We start from the raw sequence: 18,262 nt of genomic DNA on the forward strand, positions 1-18,262 counted from the left end.
ATTCGTAGCCATTGCGGAACTCCGGCGATCAAGCGCGGCGCCAGGAGTAAATGCCAAGAGAAAACCGCCGCAGTGGCAAACTTCCGACACAAGATCACGGCGAAAACGGACGATCCGACATGACGCACGCGCGAAGGCGAGGCCGGTTCCGGTTTTGCTGTCGGGCGCATTTTTTCCAAAAGAGGTCTTCGTGTCGCACAAGCTCCTGCCGTCGGTCCTCCTCGCCTTAGCGCTGCTTTCACTTCCGGCCTTCGCTCAGCCCGCCGCTCCGCCGGCTTCCTCCGCCGCTGACAAGGCCGGCGCGCTGACGCCCGATCAGGCGAAGCAGGCGCTCGAAGCGCTTTCCGATGACAAGAAGCGCGCCGAGATGATCGAGACGCTGCGCGCAGTCGCCAATGCCCCGCAGCAGCCGCAAGCCGCAGCCGAAAACAAATCCGCCGTGCCGCTGGAGGCGGATAGCCTTGGCGCGCAACTCCTGCTGATGGTGTCCGAACAGGTTCGCGAGATCTCGCGGGAGGTCGCCGACATCGCGCGCACGCTGACGCACTATCGCGCGTTCTACTGGTGGTTCCTGCGCACCGCCCAGGATCCGTCAGCCTATCAACAGTTGCTCGATATCGCGTGGAAGCTGGCGCTGGTGTTCCTCTGCGCCTTCGCCGCCGAATGGCTGGCGTTCCGTCTGATCAAGCGGCCGGTGGCGCTCCTGGAAGCGCGGCTGCCGCAAGCGGCGCGCGCGCCGGCGCAGACGCTGGCGATCGCCGATCCGCCCTCGTCCGTGGCCGACGTCACGCCTGCGCCCGAGTTGCAGCGGCGGCGCCTCGGCCTGGCACGCGCCTGGCAGTCGCTGGTCAGGCTGCCCTTCGTGCTGGGACGTCTCGCGCTCGAACTGCTCCCGGTGCTCGTCTTTCTCGGCATCGCCACGATGCTGCTGGGCACGGAGATCGGCGATCTCCCGACGCCCCGCCTGGTGATCCTTGCGGTGGTCAACGCCTATGCGCTGTCGCGTGTGCTGATTTGCGTCGTGCGGGCGCTGGCCGGGCCGTTCGGCCTGTTTCGCGTTCGCGCCGAGACCGCGGCCTATATCGAGATCTGGGCACGGCGCATCGTCGCCGTCGGCGTCTCCGGCATCGCGTTCGCCAATGTGGCGCTGCTGCTGGGCCTGCACCGCTCCGGCTACGCCGCGCTGCTGCGCCTGGTGATGCTGGTCGTGCACCTCTTCATCGTCGTCATTATCCTGCAATGCCGGAAGCCGGTTGCCGACGCCATTCGTGCGCCGGCCGGTCGCGAGGGCGCCGCGGCGAGGGCGCGTAACCGCGTCGCCGGCCTGTGGCACTATCTTGCGATCGCGCTCGACCTCGCTTTGTGGGCGGTATGGGCGCTCAACATCCGCAACGGCTATGCGCTGCTGCTGCAGTATTTCGTCGGCACCATCGCCGTCGCCCTGGTCGTGCGGCTCGCCACCATGCTGGTGCTGAGCCTGATCGATCGCGGCTTCCGCATCAGCCCGGATCTGCTGCAGCGCTTCCCGGGCCTGGAGGCCCGCGCCAACCGCTATCTGCCGCTGCTCCGCAACATCATCTCGGCGGCGATCGCCTTCATCGGCCTTGTTGCGCTGCTGGAAGTCTGGGGCGTCGATGCCATCGTCTGGTTCTACGGTGGCCAGATCGGCAGCCGGTTGTTGTCGGCCGTGGTGACGATCGGCATCGCTGCGCTGGCTGCGGCGGCGATCTGGGAGATCAGCAACGCGCTGATGGATCGCCAGATCAGTGCGCTCTCGCGCGACGGCCACTATGTGCGCGCGGCGCGCCTGCGCACCTTCCAGCCGATGCTGCGAACGGCGCTGCTCGGCCTGATCATCACGGTGGTCGGCCTCACTGCGCTCAGCGAAATCGGGGTCAATGTCGCGCCATTGCTCGCCGGCGCCGGCATCGTCGGTATCGCCATCGGCTTCGGTTCGCAGAAACTGGTGCAGGACCTCATCACGGGGCTGTTCCTGCTGCTCGAGAACACCGTGCAGGTCGGCGACAATGTCACGCTCTCGGGCCTGTCGGGGGTGGTGGAGAACGTATCGATCCGCACCCTGCGCCTGCGCGCTGGCGACGGCTCGGTGCATATCGTGCCTTTCAGCGCAGTGACGACGATCACCAATTCGAGCCGCGGCGCCGGCAATGCGGCGGTCAGTGTCAACGTTTCCTACAAGGAAGACACCGACCGTGCCGGCGAGATCCTCAAGGATATCGTCGCCGAGATGCGCAACGAGCCCGAATACCGGCATTTGATCCGCGGCGATCTCGAATTGTGGGGCGTCGACAAGGTGGACGGCTCGATGGCCTCGATCGTCGGCCAGATTCGCTGCACCGACGCCGGCCGCTGGCCGGTGCAGCGCGAATTCAACCGCCGCATGAAGCGCCGCTTCCAGGAGCGCGGTATCGAAATTGCGCCCGGCGGCCAGACCATTCTGATGCAGGTGCCCGCGCCTGCCGAAATCGCCTCGGATGCGATGCCTCGGCGGGCGGCGGGATAGCTCGCGGCTGCTCTAGCGCACGATCCGTCCCAGAATTCGCGCGGCTTTGTCGATCTCCTTGTCGTTCCACGCAGCGAAGCCGAGGAACAGGCCGCGCTCTGCGGTCTTGTGGTACAGCATTCTCGTTAGCGCCCGGCTGACGACGCCTGCCTCGAGTAGCCGCGCTGATAGTTGCTGGTCGTTGATTTGAGGACGGCACCTTGCCAGCAACTGCATGCCTCCGGCCGGGGCCTCGACGGTGAGCCGGTCGCCGGCCTCAGCGGCGAGCGCCTGCAGCATGCGATTGCGCCGTCCCTTGTAGAGACGCGTCATCTTTCTGATATGTCCGAGATAGGAGCCCGCACTGATGAATTCGGCCAGCGCATCCTGAATCGTGATCGAGGTCAATAATCCCATGTGCCGTTGCGCGAGTTCAAAGATGTCGATCAGCGCTTCCGGCACGACGACGTATCCAGCGCGAATGTCCGCATAGGTCGCTTTCGAGAAGGTGCCGAGATAGAACACGCGTGGTGACGGTGCGAGCCCCTGCAGCGCGGCCACTGGGCGTGCCTCGTAATGGAATTCACCGTCATAGTCATCTTCGATGATGCAGGCGCCCGCGGCTTCGGCGAAGCGGAGAAGGTCGAGACGGCGGCCGATCGGCATCAGCCGTCCGGTCGGATATTGGTGCGACGGGGTGACGAAGATCAGCCGGGGCGCCTCCTTGCGTGGGGCAACGGTCATGCCCTGCGCGTCGAGTGGGATGGCCGAGACGATGGCGCCAGCGGCACTGAAGGCGACGTTGGCGCCGCCGTAGCCCGGACTTTCGACCCAGGCGTGATCACCCGGTTCGAGCAGCGCATTGGCGACCAGAGCCAAGCCGGCCTGCGCTGTGGGGACGAGCAGGATTTGCCTGGCCACGGCCTTGATCCCGCGATGAACCACGAGATGCCTGAGCAAGGCTTCCTGCAGCGGCGGATGGTTGATGGGGCGATCGCGGCGTGACGGTGCGTTCCGCGCCCCGCGCCGCAGGCAGCGGCTCCACTCGTCGTGCGGAAACTCGCGCTCATCAGCCAGCCCCGGCTGAAACGGCCGCGGCCGCTCCTTATGGATCGGCGGCCAGATCGACTGTTGAAGGCTGCTCGCCCAGGCCGACACGCTTATCCGCGCGCCTCCGCTGCGGCTGCTTCGCGATGACGGCTTGTTACGATCGAGCGACAGGCCTTCGGCGACGATCGGACGGCGTCCGGCAGACAGCGCGAGATAGCCTTCCGCGGCCAATTGCTCGATCGCGAACGAGACGGTGTTACGCGAAAGCGCGAGCGATTGCGCCAGCTGCCGGCTCGACGGCAGGCGCTGACCGGGCGCCAGCCGCCCGTCGGCGATGAGGCGCCGCAACTGGTCGGTGAGCTGGCGGGTCAGCGTCTCGCCGCCGTCGCGCGCCAGATGCAGCATGCCAGGCAGCAAGTCATCCATAACTGGCCCTAATAAATTGCCAAGACTGGTTCTTTCAGTAGAGCCAGTTGAAAGGCTAGGCAATACAGGTCGGCTGATGACGGGGCGTGTGCGAGATGGCCAGTGGACTTTCAACCCGCAACGCGGCGGTGCTGCTCGGCGGCGTCGTGCTGGCGTGGGGGACCAACTGGCCGGTGACGAAGCTGATCGTGCACGACGTGCCGCCGCTATGGGCGACGGCGATACGCTGCATGATCGCGGCGGCAACGCTGGCACCGATGTTGTGGGCGCAAGGGATGTTCATCGTGCCGAAGCGCGGCGACCTGCCGGTGGTGTTCTGCACCTCGATCCTGCATCTGGTGGCGTTTTCGGCGCTGGTCGCAGCCGGGCTGCAATTCGTGCCGGCGGGCAGGGCAATCGTGCTCGGCTACACGACGCCGATCTGGGTCGCGATCGGAGCAGCCATGTTGCTGTCGGAGGAGATCACGCGCCGCCGCGCGCTCGGGATCGTGTTCGGCCTGGCGGGGCTTGCCATCATCTTCAATCCGCAGACGCTGGACTGGAGCGATCGTCAGGCGTTGTTCGGCAGCGGCCTGATCCTGCTCGCGGCGTTCTGTTGGGCCGGCAATATCGTTTACGTCCGGGCGCACCGGTGGATCTCGACGCCCTTTCAGCTCGTGTTCTGGCAGGTGCTGCTGGCGGCAGCGCTGCTGTCGCTCATCGCATGGCTCGCCGAAGGTCCGCCGCATATCGCGTGGACGGGGCGTCTTGCCGCGCTGATGCTCTATAGCGGCATCGTCTGCACGGCATTCGCCAACTGGGCGATGACCATGGTGAACCGCAGCCTGCCGGCCGTCACCACCTCGCTGTGCCTGCTGGCGACGCCGCTGCTCGGCATCGTCAGCGCCACCGCGATCCTGCACGAACCGCTGGAACCCTCGCTGTTTCTGGCGATGGCGCTGATCATCGGCGGCATCGCGCTCGGCACCGTCGCCGGCGGCTCGCTTCGCGAAAAGACGGTCTAGTTCGCCACGAAATACCAACGCTCGCCATAGCGGACGAACTGGCTCGGCGGCTTGTGCTTGAACTCGAAGAAGTTCTTGGGATCACTGCCCGGCGGCACGTGCAGGAAGCCGGTGAAATAGTGCTTCAGCCCGCGCGAGGTCAGAAACAGCACATAGGTGCCTTGATCGGTCTCGTCGACAACGATGTCGTTGCCGACCGACACGCTGGGGCCGCGGTCGCCGAGCGCGATCAGGCTCTTGTCGTAGGAGACGTTGGGCTTCAGCTCGCCGGCTTCGACGCGGGCCACGATCCGCTCGCGGCTGTCGCGGTGCCAGTAGAAATTCTGCTGCAGCGCGATCTGGTGCAGCGGTGCATAGGCGAGAATGGCGAGCGTCAGCGCGCAGATCAGGAAGGGGAGGGCGAACTTCGCGCCGCCAGCTCGGATCTTCACGAGCAGCGTCGCCGACCACACGATGCAGCCGAAGAACAATAGCGCCAACAGCGGCACGATGACGAGCAGGACGAAGCCGGACGGCCAGTCCGCCATCGACAGTTCGAAGATCGCGATCACCAGCGTGAAGGTTGAAATCGCGATCGCCGCCACCAGCGCGGCGCGAACTGACGGTCCGGGCACGGCCGTCGTGGTCTGGGGTATCGCTTCAGCCATGCCGGGCCGTTCCGTTTCCGCTTACGGTCCAGCCCCGTGCCAGGGCGAGGCTTAACGCGCCGTTAACCATATCGGCCCCAACAATAGCCCCAGAGGACGGTCGGCCGCCACGGCCGGCCGGCCGGCAAATCGAAGGGGCACCGAAATGGATTTCGAACGGCATCTTGCTGAGAAGACCCTGGCCACCCTCGAGGAGCTCCGGTTGCGGGTGACTTTTGCGCTCGACCGGCATCCGCTGTGCCGTGGGATCGAGTTCGACATCGTCAAGATGCCGCGCAACCGCAAGGGCAACTGGACCGTCACCCTGCAGACGATCGCTCCCGACGCCCTGTGGGAGGCGTCCGATATCGTTGCCGATATCCAGGAGGCGTACGAATTGGCCGTTGCAGCCTGATTCGGGGCTGATTCTGGGCGATTTTCCCAGCTTTTCGATCACTTCGGCGTGCCCGCCGGCATCGTAAAGCCTCATTTGTCATCCAGTTTTTGGCAAAAGGGCCAAACGTCGGCGGGAATGGAGACCTTTTTGACCAAAACCATGACGATCGTCGCGCTGCTCTGTTTTCTCGTGGTCGGCGCCGCCGTCACTGCCATTGTTGGCCGCGACAGCGTACCTGCCGCCCGGTTCGAGCTGGCGTCGGCTTCCACCGTCCAGGCTCCGGTCTCGAACAAGGAGAGCAAGAAGGATCGCCTCGCGGTCATCACCTACGCTACCGCCGCGCTTGAACCTCAGCCGATGGATGCGGCGCTGAGCGAATCGCTGCGCCGGGCCTATGCCTCGACGTCGCCCGCCGATCTCGGCATGCCCAAGGAGATCGCGGCGCCCGCCGCTCCGTCCACGACACAGGCTCTCGCGCCGATCACCGTGCCTGCGCCCGCCAAGCCCAAGGCCGCCGAGCCCAAGACCAGTGAGCCCAAGACCACTGAGCCCAAGGCGGCCGCCAAGCCGCAGCCGCAGAAAAGCTACGCCCTGCTCAGCGACGTCCAGATCGCCGGCATCAAGGAGCGCCTGAAACTGTCCGCGTCGCAGGAGTCCTATTGGCCGCCGGTGGAGACCGCGCTGCGCGCCGTCGCCCGCAAGATTCATGCAGGCCGCCAGGCTAATCCGAACGCGACGGGCGTGCCGATCGATCCCGACTCCGCGGAAGTCCAGCAATTGAAATCGGCGGCGATGCCGCTGCTGTTCCAGTTGCGCGAAGACCAGAAGAGCGAAGTCCGCTCGCTGGCCCGCATCATCGGCCTGGAAAAAGTCGCCGCAATGATCTGAGCGGCGAGCGTAAGCGGCCGCTGGTTCCAGACGTCTTACCCACACACAACATCGTACAGGAACATCGTCCCTCCCCACGCGTTGCCCGCGAGGATGAGGGAGATTGATGATGCGTACAGCAACCGCCTATTTTGCCGGGGTAGGAACCGTGGTCGTGGCGGTCGCTGCTGGCCTTGGCGGCGGATATTTTGCCGCGAACATCGTCAGCCCGCCGACGCAGGCGGTTTCCAAGCTGGAACGCAGGATGTCGGCGGAGTCGATTCCCGTCGCCACGCAGCCGGCGGAGCCAGTGCCTCAGGCCGCGGCAACAGCCGCCGCCGCTGCGAATCCCGCTCCAGCCAATCCCGCTACCGTGCCGGCACAGCAGCAGGCGCAAACACAGCCGCAAACCGCCGCGGCGCCTGTCAACGCAGCACCGCCTGTCAACAACGCTCCCGCCGAAGAGAAGTCGGCCAACAACAACGTAGCGAGTAACAACGCGGCTCCGGTGCAGCCGGCAGAACCCGCGCCGCGCGCTACGAAGCCTGCCGAGCAGGCGAGCGAAAGGAGCACCGCGCCGCAGACGCAGGACGCGTTTGCCAAGGCGCGCGACGCCGACCTCAGGCGCGCTGCCGCCGAACAGCGGCGCGCCGAGCGTCGCCAGCGCTGGGCCGACAAGCGCCGGCTGCGCCAGCCGCGTGAGCAGGAATTGGATGCCGTCGAGGATCGGATCCGCGAAGAGACTGAGCCGCGGCGCATTCGGATCCGGGAAGAGCCCGGGCCGAGAGATCTGTTCGCCGAACCGGCGCGCGTCGAAGGTCCGCGGATCAGGCTGTTCGATCAGGATTGATCCGACCAGAGCAATCGCCGCAGCGTAGCCTTCGGTGTGCCGGACGCGATGCAGCGTGAAACGCTGCATCGCAGAGCCGGGGCCCAATCGTCGCGCGACATAGACCCCGCATCACACGCATCACATCAAACCAACAAGTACGTCCTAGCCGCCGCGCGATTCCACCACCTTGCGGCAGGCTTCCGAGAGGTTCGCCTTGTTCGCTTTCAGGCAGGCGTTCATCTGCGGCGGCTTGCCGATATGTTCGGCGCAGAATTTTCCGGCATCCGAGCGGCAGGCCATCTGCTCCTGCGGGGACGGTCCGGATTGCGCCTGGGCCAGCGAAGCGGCGGCGAGGGAGAAGATCAGCGTGGCAGCCGCGGCATGGATTGATTTCATCATGGATCACCTTTTGACGAGAATGGAGGGCTTTGAAAGCGCGCGAAAACTCGTCGAGGTTGCGTCGCCGGTCCATGCCATGTTCATGGGCGTCGGAAATCGCGCGCAAGCCGCCCGCGTCAGCCCGACACCATTTTCATGGGATGTTGCCGCGCGCTGCGATGGACCATGTACATCCTGCGTCGGCTGCGGTGAGCGATCGGCACACCGCGAAGGAGCTGCACGCCCAATTCGGGAGAGATTACACATGGTGAAGAAGACAGGTTGGCTGAGCGCTGGTCTGACGCTCGCGGCGTTCTCTGCGCTCGCTTCGTTCGCGCTGGGCGGCGCAAGTTCGGCCCAGGCCGCGGTGGTTTATTGCAAGACGGTCGGCGTGCCGAAGGGCTGCGTGGCGCGGCCGACGCCGGTCGCGAGAGCGGTGGTTGCCACACCGGTCGTCGGCGTCGGCGCTGTCGGCGTCGGTGCGCCTGGCGTCGGCGTCCGCCCCGGTACCCCGATGAACCGCGGCGGCCCGGTCAACCGCGTCGGCCGCCGCTGAGGCAAATACGCAAAGCTAACCGGCAGCGCCGTCGCTGTCGGGAAAGCGGTGGGGCAGTGTCAATCTCACGCGCGTACCTTGATCGGTCCCATGATCAGCCCCTTGGGCGCAGGAGCTCAGTTCCAGCTCCGCGCCACAGCGCGCAGCGCGGCTTCGCATGTTGCGCAGGCCGCGCGCCGCCTTTATGGCGCCTGCTGCTGCGCCATCCGACGTGATCTCAAAACCCTTGCCGTCATCCTCGACGGTGATGCAGCCGCGCTCGAGGCCATCGGTGCCGGCCAGCGTCTCGATCCTCACCGTGATACGCTTCGCATTGGCATGCTTGACCGCGTTGGTCACGGCCTCATCCAGCAGCCGCACGATCTGGATCACATGCCAGGGTCGCAGCTCGGGGTGAACCGGCAGGCCCTGCGGCGTGACCGCGCGCCAGTCCAGCGCGATGTCGTGCGGACGCAACTGCGCCATCGCGCGTTCGCGCCAGGAGCCCAGCGCCAGCATCAAATCGCCGCCGATGTCGTCCATGGAGTCGATGACGAGGCGCAGATCCTTCAGCGCCGCGCGCGCGGCATCGCCGATACCCGCGCTGCCGTTGCCGCGCTCGCTCAAGGCCACGATGCTGACGAGCTGGCCGCCGAGGCCGTCATGCAGGTCGCGCATCAGCCGCGTGCGCTCGCGCGCCAGTGCGGCGGCGCGGGCACGCTCCTCCTCGCGGGCGAAACTGACCTTCAGCTTTTCCTCTGCCTCGCGCACCTGGGTGACCAGGCGGCCGGCAAAGCCGTCGACCTGGTTCAGCGCCCGCGCAAACCGCCACGTCAATCCCGCGCCGATCGCGACCAGCATCGCCGAATAGGACAGGCGCGCGGTGAAGATTCGGTTCGGCGTCATCTGGAACACCGAGAGCAGATCCGCGATCCAGCAGGTCAGCATGATCGTGACCGCGCAGCCGAGCAGGAGGCTCGCGACGTTCGGCCGTCTCAACGCTGAGCGCGCCGTGACGATAGCCATGATCAGAAGCGAGATGCCGACCATCGGCACCGCGAGAATCAGGAACAGCGCGCGCACCATCGCCTGGTTGCCGAACAGGCCGGCAAGCGCCAGCAGCACGCCGGGAATGAAAAGGATCCAGCCATAGCGCTGCCATTTCCATCCCGAAAACAACAGCGCGAATGTCAGCACCAATGCGCTTTCGATCGGCGCGGAGGAAATCAGGATCACGTTGAGCTTGGAGAGCGGCGTTTCCCCGCCCATCGGTGTCTGCAGAAAGGCCTGTCCGACACCGACCGCCATCGCTGCCGCGAGCACGCCGTAGGCCGCCTCGTGGCGCCGCATCACCCACATGATGCCGAGGATGACCGCCAGGATCGCCTGCCAGGACGAGAACACCACCGGCAGTGTGACGAAGACCAAAGTCCTCAGATCATAGCTCGGGCGCAACAGTTCATCCGGGCCGACCCAGATGCGATCGAGGAAGCCCGTGATCGGGCCCCAGATGAACAGGCGGATCGAGATGGCGTTGTCGCCGTCGCGCAATACCGATGCCGGGATCACCGCGATCGCCGGCGTGTTGCGGTCGGGCCGGTTGGCCGTGGGATCGCGCCGGCTGTCGAGGATCACGACATCGTTGACGCTGACCTCGACGCCGTTGGTGAAGCGCGGCAGAAACACCGACCAGGGCTGCGCGGCCTCGCCGGACGGGCGGACGAATTGCGCGCTGAAGCGGGGCGGGTCGTTCATCGCGTCCCGGCGCGGCGAGAAATAGGGCAGCGTCACCGCCCGCTCGATGCCGGCCTGGCTGAGCTGAAACGCCGTCATCTGATACTGCGCGGGAGGCCCCGGCAGCGACTGCAGCAGCGCCACGACGCAGCCGCCAGCGATCACCGCCTGCAGCAGAAGGTATTGAATCAGACGAGACGATTGCAGCCGCCGCCGCTCGCGGCCGGGCAGCTCCGGTTGCGCGTCGTCGGCGTGATCGTTCACAGCTTGATCAAGCCCTGCTGGACCGCCTCGAACACCGCCTCGCCCCGGGTATGGACTTCGAGCTTGCGATAGATGTTCTTGATATGCCCGGGCACGGTCTGGCGCGACAGGCCGAGATGGCTGGCGATCTCGGCGTAGCTGAAACCCTTGGCGATGCCCCAGAGAATATCGATCTCGCGCGGCGTCAGCTTGGTGGTGTTGAGCGCGGGGCCGGGCGGCGGCTCGGGCGTGCTCTGGGTCCGCCGCACGATGAACCGCGCGATCGAGGCCGAGATCGGCGAATGCCCGGCGACGAGGTCGCGCACGGTGGCGGCGATATCGGTCGGGAATGCGTCCTTGAGCAGATAGCCTGTGGCGCCGACGGTGATCGCCGAAATCACGCTTTCCTCGTCGCCGAGGATCGAGATCACCATGATCTCGGTGTCGGGAAAGCGCCGCCGGGTTTCCCGGATCAGGTCGACGCCATGGCCGTCGGGCAATTGTAGGTCGGTCAGCAGCACTTTTGGTGCACCCTGTGCGAGACAGGCGCGCGCTTCGGCCAGCGTGCCCGCGGCCTTCACCTGATACCCGGCCTTGGTCAGGGCGTCCTGCAGCCGCCAAAGCGTCGGCGCGTCGTCCTCGAGCAGCACGACCGTGATGGCCTCGGCTTTCGCCCCCTCGCTCAATGAATTCATCTGAAAACTCCGGCCGCTGTCCCTGCAGCCCGGCCAAGTGTAACGCCGCCGCTGTTTTTTGCGACACCCATGTTCATGGGGCGGGGTTTTTACGAGATTCGGAGGGGCGCATCAGCCGAAATAGGCTTATACGGTTGCCTCGCAACGAGGTGACCAGATGTCGAATGCTTCCAAAGACGCGCCGGTGAACCAGCCTGCTTCCGGGGACGGCCGCCTTCCCGTCACATCGGATGATATCACGGCCGCGGCCGCTTCCATCGCCGGTTCCGTTATCGTCACCGAATGCGACCAGAGCCGGACTCTGAGCGAGATCTGCGGCTGCAACGTCTGGCTCAAATTCGAGAATCTGCAGTTCACCTCCACCTTCAAGGAGCGTGGTGCGCTCAACCGGCTGCAGGCGCTGTCGCCGGACGAGCGGCGGCGCGGCGTGATCGCGATGTCGGCCGGCAACCACGCGCAGGGCGTGGCCTATCATGCAAGTCGGCTCGGCATTCCCGCTAGCATCGTGATGCCGGTCGGCACGCCGATGGTGAAGATCGAGAACACCCGGCGGCACGGCGCGAACACGATCATTTCCGGCAGGACACTGGAGGAGGCCGGCGAATTCGCGCGCAAGCATGGCGAGGCGAATAACCTCATCATGATCCATCCTTACGACGATCCGCTGATCATTGCGGGGCAGGGCACCATCGCGCTCGAAATGCTCAAGGCTGTACCTGATCTCGATACGCTGGTGGTGCCGATTGGCGGCGGTGGGCTGATCTCCGGCATGGCGATCGCGGCCAAATCGTTGAAGCCGGACTTGCGCATCGTCGGCGTGCAGGCGCAGCTCTATCCGTCGATGTATAACGTGATCCGCGGCGAGCAACTGCCTATGCGTGGCGATACGCTCGCCGAAGGCATTGCGGTGAAGGTGCCGGGACGGATCACCACCGAAATCATCCGCGCTCTCGTCGATGACATCGTTCTCGTCACCGAAGACCAGATCGAACGCGCGGTGTCGATGCTGATCGCGATCGAAAAGACCGTGGTCGAGGGCGCCGGCGCTGTGGGCCTTGCCGCGGTGCTGGCCGCGCCGGAGCGCTTTGCGGGACGCAATGTCGGGCTGGTGCTGACCGGCGGCAACATCGATACGCGGCTGATCGCGTCCGTGCTGACCCGCGAACTCGCACGCGAGGGAAGGCTGACGCAGATCGCTATCGACATTGTTGACCGGCCCGGCCAGCTCGCCGCCGTCTCAGCATTACTGGCCGAAGCCGGCGCCAACATCATCGAGGTCTCGCACCAGCGCACGTTTTCCGATTTGCCGGCCAAGGGCACCTTGCTGGAGGTCGTGATCGAAACGCGAGATCGCGCGCATCTGGAGGACGTGATGAAGCGGCTCGGCGAGGCCGGGTTTGTCGCGTGGCTGCCGGGGCGGAGGTGAGTTGACCAACCCTTGCGCCAACGGCTACTGACATCCTGCTGGCAGGCGGACTGGGTGCACTCGGTGGCGGTTTGAGCAAAGCTGCATTCTTGCGATTGGGGCCCTGATCGCTTACGCGTGAGACGGGCCTTGAGTGGTCGCACAGCATCGCGAGAAGCACTGTGAACCGCTACACCTCCGGAGGGTTGAACAGAGTGCTGAATCAGCGCGGCGGCTTCAACGGAAGCTGGAGGACACCGGCGTCACATGCAAGACATGACGCGGAACGGAAAGTGCGGGGCGTGGAGCCAATGCCTCTCCCGCTGCGCGCTCTGGATCGCATTCCCGACTGGCTCAAAGGTACCGGGCTCGGAGGAGGTGTCGGCGCGGCAATTGCAGGTGGCACAGGTGGCGACTGTGAGTGCCGCCGTTAAGGCCTTGATCCGATTCCTTTGGGACCTGCTCTACTTCTTGACCGGAGAAGGCAGCTGGAGCCTGCGTCCTCGCGAAAGGGTGGTGATCGAGGCTGTGATCGATACCCTCCCCGAGCACGCCCAAGCGCTGTTGCGCTCTCAATTGAATGGGACCACGTTTGTCCAGCGGTCGCACAAGCAGATTAGCCGGCCGCGCTTCTACACGGCGCCTTATCTTCGAGACCGAAGAGCGATAGAAGGTGGAGAGTACTTCCATAAGGTCATCGACGTTCTAGTTGACGTGGACGGCGTGAACGAAGTTGCGCAAGTTGAATTCTTTCGGGGGCGCGTAGATAGCATTCAATTCAAACGACCTGCGACCTACTACGTCGGCAAGAGACTAAGGGNTGACGGGCACTCGACCCGGTAAGCCGACCCGTTCGCACGCTGCGGCCATTGANTCGGCGCGAGCACGGCGCGGAGCGCTGATCGAGCGAAATGTGCCCGGACTTGATCCGAGACATGTGCGCTATGGCGCCTGCCATTTAACCCGGCTCCATAGCGCGGCGACTACGCAGAAATCGATCCAGAGGTGGATAACCAGGGATATCAAGGGCGGGTTGGCCGTGGAGACAAGTTTCTTGATGGACAGTTCGAATGGATTGCCAGTCGCAGCAGATTGCATGAAATCGGTAATGTCTTCCTGTAGCTGCCGATTGATTTGCAGTCCTTGTTTCAGCAGTTTCCAATTTCCGAATGCGAATGCCAAAAAGCCAAGCGTCACGGCGGCGGCAATAATGGGCGACAGAGGCGATACGGTAAACCCATATCCCGCTGCAGCGAATGTCGCTGCAACATAGACCGTCCAGAGGCTGTTGATTGTTGTTGTCTGTTGAGTGAACAGAGTGACGGCGTGGTTAAGCTCAAACTTGTCCATTGTTGGCTGCCCCTGACTATCTTGAACAATCGCTGCCTCACCGAGCCGGTTCAATTCATCGAAAATGCATGGGCGGTAATGCTTGCGGCCCTGACGTCGCTGACCCTGATCGCAGCGGCCGCCACAGCAGACGCAATATTAGGTTAGCGCGCTCGACGTGTCCGTGTTCTAGTTCACTAGCCGCACCACGCCGGCCTCGCCGACATCATAGCCGCCGAGTTCACCGGCTCGGTCGCGAAAGCCCGTCTGCCGCATGAAGTCGAACAGCGCCTGCGGGCCCTTCATGAAATAATCGCGCTGCCGCATCACGAGGTCGAAGCGCTCCCAGGTGAGAGGGAGAAAATCGAGCCCGGCTGATTTCGCCACGCTTCGCGTCGCGATGCCGCAATCGATCCGTCCTGCGCGGATGGCCTGGGCTATGTCTGGTCCGGTCGGGAAGGCGGGTTTTGCCAGCTTCACATCGTCGAGCGCGAGACGTGCGCGCGCGAGTAGCGCGAGCAGCAGCAACTGCGCGCCGGCACCCGCTGGACGTTGCGCCATCCGCGCGCGCGATGCGGCGATCGAGGCGATGTCGCTCAAATCAAGCGGATTGCCTGCCGCAACCAGAATGCCCTGCTCGCGCCGCGCAAAGCCGAGCACGACGGCGTCGTGCAGTCCCGCCGCATCGGCGACCGCATCGAGGTTGGCTCGCTCGTCGTCGCCGTCCAGCCGATGCAAATGGATCGCCGCGATCATCACCTCGCCCCGCGTCAGCCGCCGCAGGCCTTCCTCGCTGCCCTCGGGCAGGCTGGCGAGGCCGGAATTGCTTTCGCGCAAGCTCCATTCCAGCAGCGGATCGTGACTGCCGCCGACGATCGGGGGCGCCGACACCTGCGCCAGGCCGGCCGGCGCGATCAGGCCGGCGGAAACCCAACGGTCCAGCGCGGCGCGTGAAAACAGCCAGCGCCCGGTCACCTTGCTGCAAGGCACCGCCCGGTCCGCCACCAGCTCGTAAAGCTTTCGTTCCGATAGCCGCAGATAGTCGGCAGCCTCGTCGGTTGTCAGGAGTTCCCGTATAGGCATAGATATGCATCTGGATGCAGCATTTCCGCAAATTGACCATGTCAGGACCGTCTGCGCAAGATGTCTGCCGAACGGAATTTCCCATGCCTAACGACGTATCAGCCCTTCAACTCGTGCTCTCCAGCGACCCCGCGCTGTTCGCCATCGTGCGGCTGTCGCTCTATGTCAGCCTGTCCGCGGTGGCGCTGGCGGCGCTGATCGGCATTCCCCTCGGCGCCTGGATTGCGCTGACGAATTTCCGCGGTCGCCAGGGCGTTATCGTCCTGCTCAACGCGTTAATGGGCCTGCCGCCGGTCGTCGTCGGGCTTGCGGTGTACCTCGCGCTGTCGCGCTCCGGGCCGCTGGGTTCGTTCGGCCTGTTGTTCACCCCGGGCGCCATGATCGTCGCGCAAACCGTGCTGGTGACGCCGATCATCGCCGCGCTGACGCGCCAGACCATCGAGGATCTCTGGATCGAATATCGCGATGAACTGACCGCGATGAATCTCGGCCCCGTCGGCCGCGTCGCGACGCTGATCTGGGATGCGCGCTTCAGTCTCGTCACCGCGCTGCTCGCCGGCTTCGGCCGCGCCGCTGCGGAGGTCGGCGCCATCATCATCGTTGGCGGCAACATCGAAGGCTTCACCCGCACGATGACGACGGCGATTGCGCTGGAAACGTCCAAGGGCGACCTGCCGCTCGCGGTTGGCCTCGGGCTCGTGCTGATTGGAATCGTGATCGCCGTCAACGCGCTGGCCTGGACCGCGCGCCGTGCCGGCGAGCGATTGGCGGGATGACCATGCGCGCGCCGTCGAGCGAACTGCCGATTGAATTCGATGGCGTCACGGTTGCGGCCGGCGGCGTCACCATCCTCGATAACATCGCGCTCACGCTGGCGCCTGGGGCGCCGACGGTGCTGATCGGCCCGAACGGTTCGGGTAAATCGACATTGCTACGCGTGGCGATGGGGCTGCTCGCGCCTTCGCGCGGATGCATTACCTGGGGCGGGCTGGAACATGTCCCGCCGCTCAAGCGCGCGATCGTGTTTCAGCGGCCGGCGATGCTTCGTCGCAGCGCCAGTGCCAACATCCGTTTTGCGTTGCGCGCCGCCGGCATCCCGCGTGCGGACCATGCGCGCCGCACCGCTGAACTGCTCGAACTGGTCGGCTTGCAGGGGCTCGCCGACCGCGCCGCGCGCCGACTCTCCGGCGGCGAGCAGCAGCGGCTGGCACTGGCGCGTGCGCTGGCACGCGATCCCGCAGTGCTGTTTCTGGACGAGCCGACCGCGAGCCTCGATCCGGTCGCGACCAAGGCGGTGGAAGACATCATCCGCACTGTAAGCGAACGCAACATCAAGGTCGTGATGGCGACCCATGATTTCGGCGAGGCGCGCCGGCTCGCCGGCGAGGTCGTCATGCTTCACCGCGGCCGCATCGTGGAAACCGGCGCCGCCGCGTCGTTCTTCGACGCGCCACGAACTCTCGAGGCGAGGGCGTTCCTCGCCGGTGAATTACTAATTTGAGGAGAAACGAATGAACATGCTTACCCGCCGCGTGCTGATCGCCGCCGCCGTCCTTGCATTCGTAAGTCCTGCCGTCGCGCAGGATAAATCGATCGTGGTCGCCTCGACCACCTCGACGCAGGATTCCGGCCTGTTCGGCCATATCCTGCCGATGTTCAAGGCCAAGACCGGAATCGACGTGAAGGTGGTGGCGCAGGGCACCGGTCAGGCGCTCGATACCGGCCGTCGCGGCGATGCCGACGTCGTGTTCGTCCACGCAAAGCCTGCGGAAGAAAAATTCGTCTCCGAAGGCTTTGGCGTCAAGCGCTACCCGGTGATGTACAACGACTTCATCCTGATCGGGCCGAAGAGCGATCCGGCCGGCATCAAGGGTTCGAAAGACATCGTCGCGGCGCTGTCCGCGATCAAGGCCAAGGGTTCCGATTTCATCTCGCGCGGCGACAAGTCCGGCACCCATCAGGCCGAGCTCAACCTCTGGAAAGTCGCCGGCGTCGATATCGCGAAAGACAAGGGCCCCTGGTACAAGGAGATCGGCCAGGGCATGGGCGCCGCACTCAACACCGCTTCTGCCTCCAACGCCTATGTGCTCGCTGACCGCGGCACCTGGCTGTCGTTCAAGAACCGCGGCGATCTCGTCATTGCCGTCGAAGGCGACAAGCGCCTGTTCAATCAGTACGGCGTCATGCTGGTCAGCCCGGAAAAGCATCCGAGCGTCAAGAAGGACCTCGGCCAGCAGCTGATCGACTGGCTGGTGTCATCCGAGGGCCAGAAGGCGATCGCCGATTACAAGATCAACGGCGAGCAGTTGTTCTATCCCAACGCCAGCGATTCCGGCGCGTGACGGGCGTGCGGATTTCTACGGTCCTTGCGGTTCTCGCGATCATGACGAAGCCGGCGATGGCGGAGCAAACGGTGCTGCTGCACGCCGCGGGCAGCCTGCGTGCAGCGCTGACTGAGGTCGCCAGAGATTTCGAGACGGCAGGCTTCGGCAAGGTACAGGCAAAATTCGGCGCATCCGGCTTGCTGAAGGACGAGATCGCGGTAGGTGCCAAGGCGGAGGTGTTTGCCTCCGCCAACATGGAGCATCCGCAGGCGCTCGCGCAGGACAAGCGCAGCGGCCCTGTCGTGCTGTTCGTGCGCAACCGGCTGTGTGCGCTGGCGCGGCCCGGCCTCGAGGTTACGCCGGCCACGCTGCTGGATCGCATGCTCGATCCGCAAGTGAAACTCGGCACCTCGACGCCGAAGGTCGATCCGTCAGGCGATTACGCCTGGGAGGTTTTTCGCAAGGCCGAGAAGATCAGCCCGGGCGCGTCGGCGACGCTGGAGAAGAAGGCGCTGCAACTCACCGGCGGCCCTGCGAGCCCGCCCGCGCCGCAGAGCCGCTCGGTCTATGGCGAACTGATCGCGCAAGGTGCCGCCGATATTTTCTTGACCTACTGCACCAATGCGCTGGCCGCGCAGCGCGAGAATCCGGCGCAGCAGATCCTGCAACTGCCCGATGCGCTCGCGGTCGGCGCCGATTACGGCCTGACCGTGCTGAACGGCGCTTCGATGCGGGGGTATCAGTTCGCGCTGTTCATTCTCTCGGCGGAAGGCCAGCGCACGCTCGCAAAGCACGGCTTTGCCGCGCCTGGCCTGCCGCAATAGGAGACCG

General features: G+C 65.0%; 18 protein-coding genes. 11 read left to right on the plus strand and 7 right to left on the minus strand.

What is annotated here, in order from left to right:
* Positions 1 to 190 precede the first annotated feature (190 nt).
* Complete coding sequence (locus CQ14_RS36160; RefSeq protein ID WP_057862610.1) at positions 191 to 2,524, plus strand: mechanosensitive ion channel domain-containing protein; 2,334 nt, start codon at positions 191 to 193, stop codon at positions 2,522 to 2,524.
* A 12-nt stretch (positions 2,525 to 2,536) separates the two neighbouring features.
* Here CQ14_RS36160 and pdxR read toward each other — a convergent pair whose 3' ends face one another.
* Entirely contained in the window at positions 2,537 to 3,979 is a 1,443-nt protein-coding gene (gene pdxR, locus CQ14_RS36165) for a MocR-like pyridoxine biosynthesis transcription factor PdxR (RefSeq protein WP_057862508.1), read from the minus strand.
* Between the two features lie 95 nt (positions 3,980 to 4,074).
* On the opposite strand from pdxR, the gene CQ14_RS36170 reads away from it, so the two are divergent.
* Complete coding sequence (locus CQ14_RS36170) at positions 4,075 to 4,983, plus strand: DMT family transporter (RefSeq protein ID WP_057862509.1); 909 nt, start codon at positions 4,075 to 4,077, stop codon at positions 4,981 to 4,983.
* Here the strand turns inward: CQ14_RS36170 and CQ14_RS36175 are convergent.
* On the minus strand, positions 4,980 to 5,630 hold the full coding sequence (locus tag CQ14_RS36175; RefSeq protein WP_057862510.1) for a hypothetical protein: 651 nt from the start codon (positions 5,628 to 5,630) through the stop codon (positions 4,980 to 4,982). The two genes, CQ14_RS36170 and CQ14_RS36175, sit on opposite strands and share 4 nt — an antisense overlap.
* 145 nt (positions 5,631 to 5,775) lie before the next feature.
* On the opposite strand from CQ14_RS36175, the gene CQ14_RS36180 reads away from it, so the two are divergent.
* The 3 genes from CQ14_RS36180 to CQ14_RS36190 all read left to right on the plus strand — a co-directional run bounded on the left by CQ14_RS36180 (position 5,776) and on the right by CQ14_RS36190 (position 7,723).
* Complete coding sequence (locus tag CQ14_RS36180) at positions 5,776 to 6,024, plus strand: hypothetical protein (protein WP_057862511.1); 249 nt, start codon at positions 5,776 to 5,778, stop codon at positions 6,022 to 6,024.
* A gap of 129 nt (positions 6,025 to 6,153) precedes the next feature.
* On the plus strand, positions 6,154 to 6,894 hold the full coding sequence (locus tag CQ14_RS36185) for a hypothetical protein (RefSeq protein ID WP_057862611.1): 741 nt from the start codon (positions 6,154 to 6,156) through the stop codon (positions 6,892 to 6,894).
* Between the two features lie 109 nt (positions 6,895 to 7,003).
* Positions 7,004 to 7,723, plus strand: coding sequence for a hypothetical protein (locus tag CQ14_RS36190; RefSeq protein WP_156435800.1), 720 nt, complete (start codon positions 7,004 to 7,006; stop codon positions 7,721 to 7,723).
* 144 nt (positions 7,724 to 7,867) lie between these two features.
* Here the strand turns inward: CQ14_RS36190 and CQ14_RS36195 are convergent, their stop codons facing one another.
* Positions 7,868 to 8,104 (minus strand): cysteine rich repeat-containing protein, encoded by a 237-nt coding sequence (locus tag CQ14_RS36195; protein WP_245320791.1) that lies wholly within the window; start codon positions 8,102 to 8,104, stop codon positions 7,868 to 7,870.
* Between the two features lie 244 nt (positions 8,105 to 8,348).
* On the opposite strand from CQ14_RS36195, the gene CQ14_RS36200 reads away from it, so the two are divergent.
* On the plus strand, positions 8,349 to 8,639 hold the full coding sequence (locus CQ14_RS36200; RefSeq protein ID WP_057862513.1) for a hypothetical protein: 291 nt from the start codon (positions 8,349 to 8,351) through the stop codon (positions 8,637 to 8,639).
* 15 nt (positions 8,640 to 8,654) lie between these two features.
* Here the strand turns inward: CQ14_RS36200 and CQ14_RS36205 are convergent, their stop codons facing one another.
* Positions 8,655 to 10,616, minus strand: coding sequence for a sensor histidine kinase (locus CQ14_RS36205; protein ID WP_057862514.1), 1,962 nt, complete (start codon positions 10,614 to 10,616; stop codon positions 8,655 to 8,657).
* Complete coding sequence (locus CQ14_RS36210) at positions 10,613 to 11,290, minus strand: response regulator (RefSeq protein ID WP_057862515.1); 678 nt, start codon at positions 11,288 to 11,290, stop codon at positions 10,613 to 10,615. Before CQ14_RS36210 ends, CQ14_RS36205 begins: the two co-directional genes overlap by 4 nt.
* A gap of 157 nt (positions 11,291 to 11,447) precedes the next feature.
* Here CQ14_RS36210 and CQ14_RS36215 point away from each other — a divergent pair, with 157 nt between their 5' ends.
* Positions 11,448 to 12,716, plus strand: a complete 1,269-nt coding sequence (locus tag CQ14_RS36215; protein ID WP_057862516.1) for a threonine ammonia-lyase — start codon at positions 11,448 to 11,450, stop codon at positions 12,714 to 12,716.
* A gap of 921 nt (positions 12,717 to 13,637) precedes the next feature.
* On the opposite strand, the gene CQ14_RS36225 is transcribed toward CQ14_RS36215, so the two are convergent.
* Together CQ14_RS36225 and CQ14_RS36230 are read right to left on the minus strand one after the other, a co-directional pair.
* Positions 13,638 to 14,045, minus strand: a complete 408-nt coding sequence (locus CQ14_RS36225) for a hypothetical protein (RefSeq protein ID WP_057862518.1) — start codon at positions 14,043 to 14,045, stop codon at positions 13,638 to 13,640.
* A 168-nt stretch (positions 14,046 to 14,213) separates the two neighbouring features.
* On the minus strand, positions 14,214 to 15,107 hold the full coding sequence (locus CQ14_RS36230; protein WP_057862519.1) for a substrate-binding domain-containing protein: 894 nt from the start codon (positions 15,105 to 15,107) through the stop codon (positions 14,214 to 14,216).
* Between the two features lie 83 nt (positions 15,108 to 15,190).
* Between CQ14_RS36230 and CQ14_RS36235 the strand changes: the two genes are divergently transcribed.
* From CQ14_RS36235 to CQ14_RS36250, 4 genes are read left to right on the plus strand one after another with little or no spacing between them, the layout of a single operon-like run.
* The gene (locus CQ14_RS36235) at positions 15,191 to 15,883 is read left to right on the plus strand and encodes an ABC transporter permease (RefSeq protein WP_057862520.1); all 693 of its coding nucleotides are present in this window, start codon (positions 15,191 to 15,193) and stop codon (positions 15,881 to 15,883) included.
* A 2-nt stretch (positions 15,884 to 15,885) separates the two neighbouring features.
* Entirely contained in the window at positions 15,886 to 16,608 is a 723-nt protein-coding gene (locus tag CQ14_RS36240) for an energy-coupling factor ABC transporter ATP-binding protein (protein ID WP_156435812.1), read from the plus strand.
* A 16-nt stretch (positions 16,609 to 16,624) separates the two neighbouring features.
* Complete coding sequence (locus tag CQ14_RS36245) at positions 16,625 to 17,449, plus strand: ABC transporter substrate-binding protein (protein ID WP_057862613.1); 825 nt, start codon at positions 16,625 to 16,627, stop codon at positions 17,447 to 17,449.
* 41 nt (positions 17,450 to 17,490) lie between these two features.
* Positions 17,491 to 18,255 carry a molybdate ABC transporter substrate-binding protein gene (locus CQ14_RS36250; RefSeq protein WP_082650190.1) on the plus strand — a complete coding sequence of 255 codons (765 nt, stop codon included), beginning with the start codon at positions 17,491 to 17,493 and terminating at the stop codon, positions 18,253 to 18,255.
* The last annotated feature ends 7 nt before the right edge of the window (positions 18,256 to 18,262 follow it).

Origin of the sequence: Bradyrhizobium lablabi, assembly GCF_001440475.1 — a bacterium.
GTDB classification, from domain to species: domain Bacteria; phylum Pseudomonadota; class Alphaproteobacteria; order Rhizobiales; family Xanthobacteraceae; genus Bradyrhizobium; species Bradyrhizobium lablabi.

Bases quoted from the DNA above. Each gene is read 5' to 3' on its own strand.
- pdxR (WP_057862508.1), bottom strand. From the start codon at position 3,979: ATGGATGACTTGCTGCCTGGCATGCTGCATCTGGCGCGCGACGGCGGC.
- CQ14_RS36170 (WP_057862509.1), top strand. From the start codon at position 4,075: ATGGCCAGTGGACTTTCAACCCGCAACGCGGCGGTGCTGCTCGGCGGC.
- CQ14_RS36175 (WP_057862510.1), bottom strand. From the start codon at position 5,630: ATGGCTGAAGCGATACCCCAGACCACGACGGCCGTGCCCGGACCGTCA.
- CQ14_RS36180 (WP_057862511.1), top strand. From the start codon at position 5,776: ATGGATTTCGAACGGCATCTTGCTGAGAAGACCCTGGCCACCCTCGAG.
- CQ14_RS36190 (WP_156435800.1), top strand. From the start codon at position 7,004: ATGCGTACAGCAACCGCCTATTTTGCCGGGGTAGGAACCGTGGTCGTG.
- CQ14_RS36195 (WP_245320791.1), bottom strand. From the start codon at position 8,104: ATGATGAAATCAATCCATGCCGCGGCTGCCACGCTGATCTTCTCCCTC.
- CQ14_RS36200 (WP_057862513.1), top strand. From the start codon at position 8,349: ATGGTGAAGAAGACAGGTTGGCTGAGCGCTGGTCTGACGCTCGCGGCG.
- CQ14_RS36210 (WP_057862515.1), bottom strand. From the start codon at position 11,290: ATGAATTCATTGAGCGAGGGGGCGAAAGCCGAGGCCATCACGGTCGTG.
- CQ14_RS36215 (WP_057862516.1), top strand. From the start codon at position 11,448: ATGTCGAATGCTTCCAAAGACGCGCCGGTGAACCAGCCTGCTTCCGGG.
- CQ14_RS36225 (WP_057862518.1), bottom strand. From the start codon at position 14,045: ATGGACAAGTTTGAGCTTAACCACGCCGTCACTCTGTTCACTCAACAG.
- CQ14_RS36230 (WP_057862519.1), bottom strand. From the start codon at position 15,107: ATGCCTATACGGGAACTCCTGACAACCGACGAGGCTGCCGACTATCTG.
- CQ14_RS36235 (WP_057862520.1), top strand. From the start codon at position 15,191: ATGCCTAACGACGTATCAGCCCTTCAACTCGTGCTCTCCAGCGACCCC.
- CQ14_RS36240 (WP_156435812.1), top strand. From the start codon at position 15,886: ATGCGCGCGCCGTCGAGCGAACTGCCGATTGAATTCGATGGCGTCACG.
- CQ14_RS36245 (WP_057862613.1), top strand. From the start codon at position 16,625: ATGCTTACCCGCCGCGTGCTGATCGCCGCCGCCGTCCTTGCATTCGTA.
- CQ14_RS36250 (WP_082650190.1), top strand. From the start codon at position 17,491: ATGACGAAGCCGGCGATGGCGGAGCAAACGGTGCTGCTGCACGCCGCG.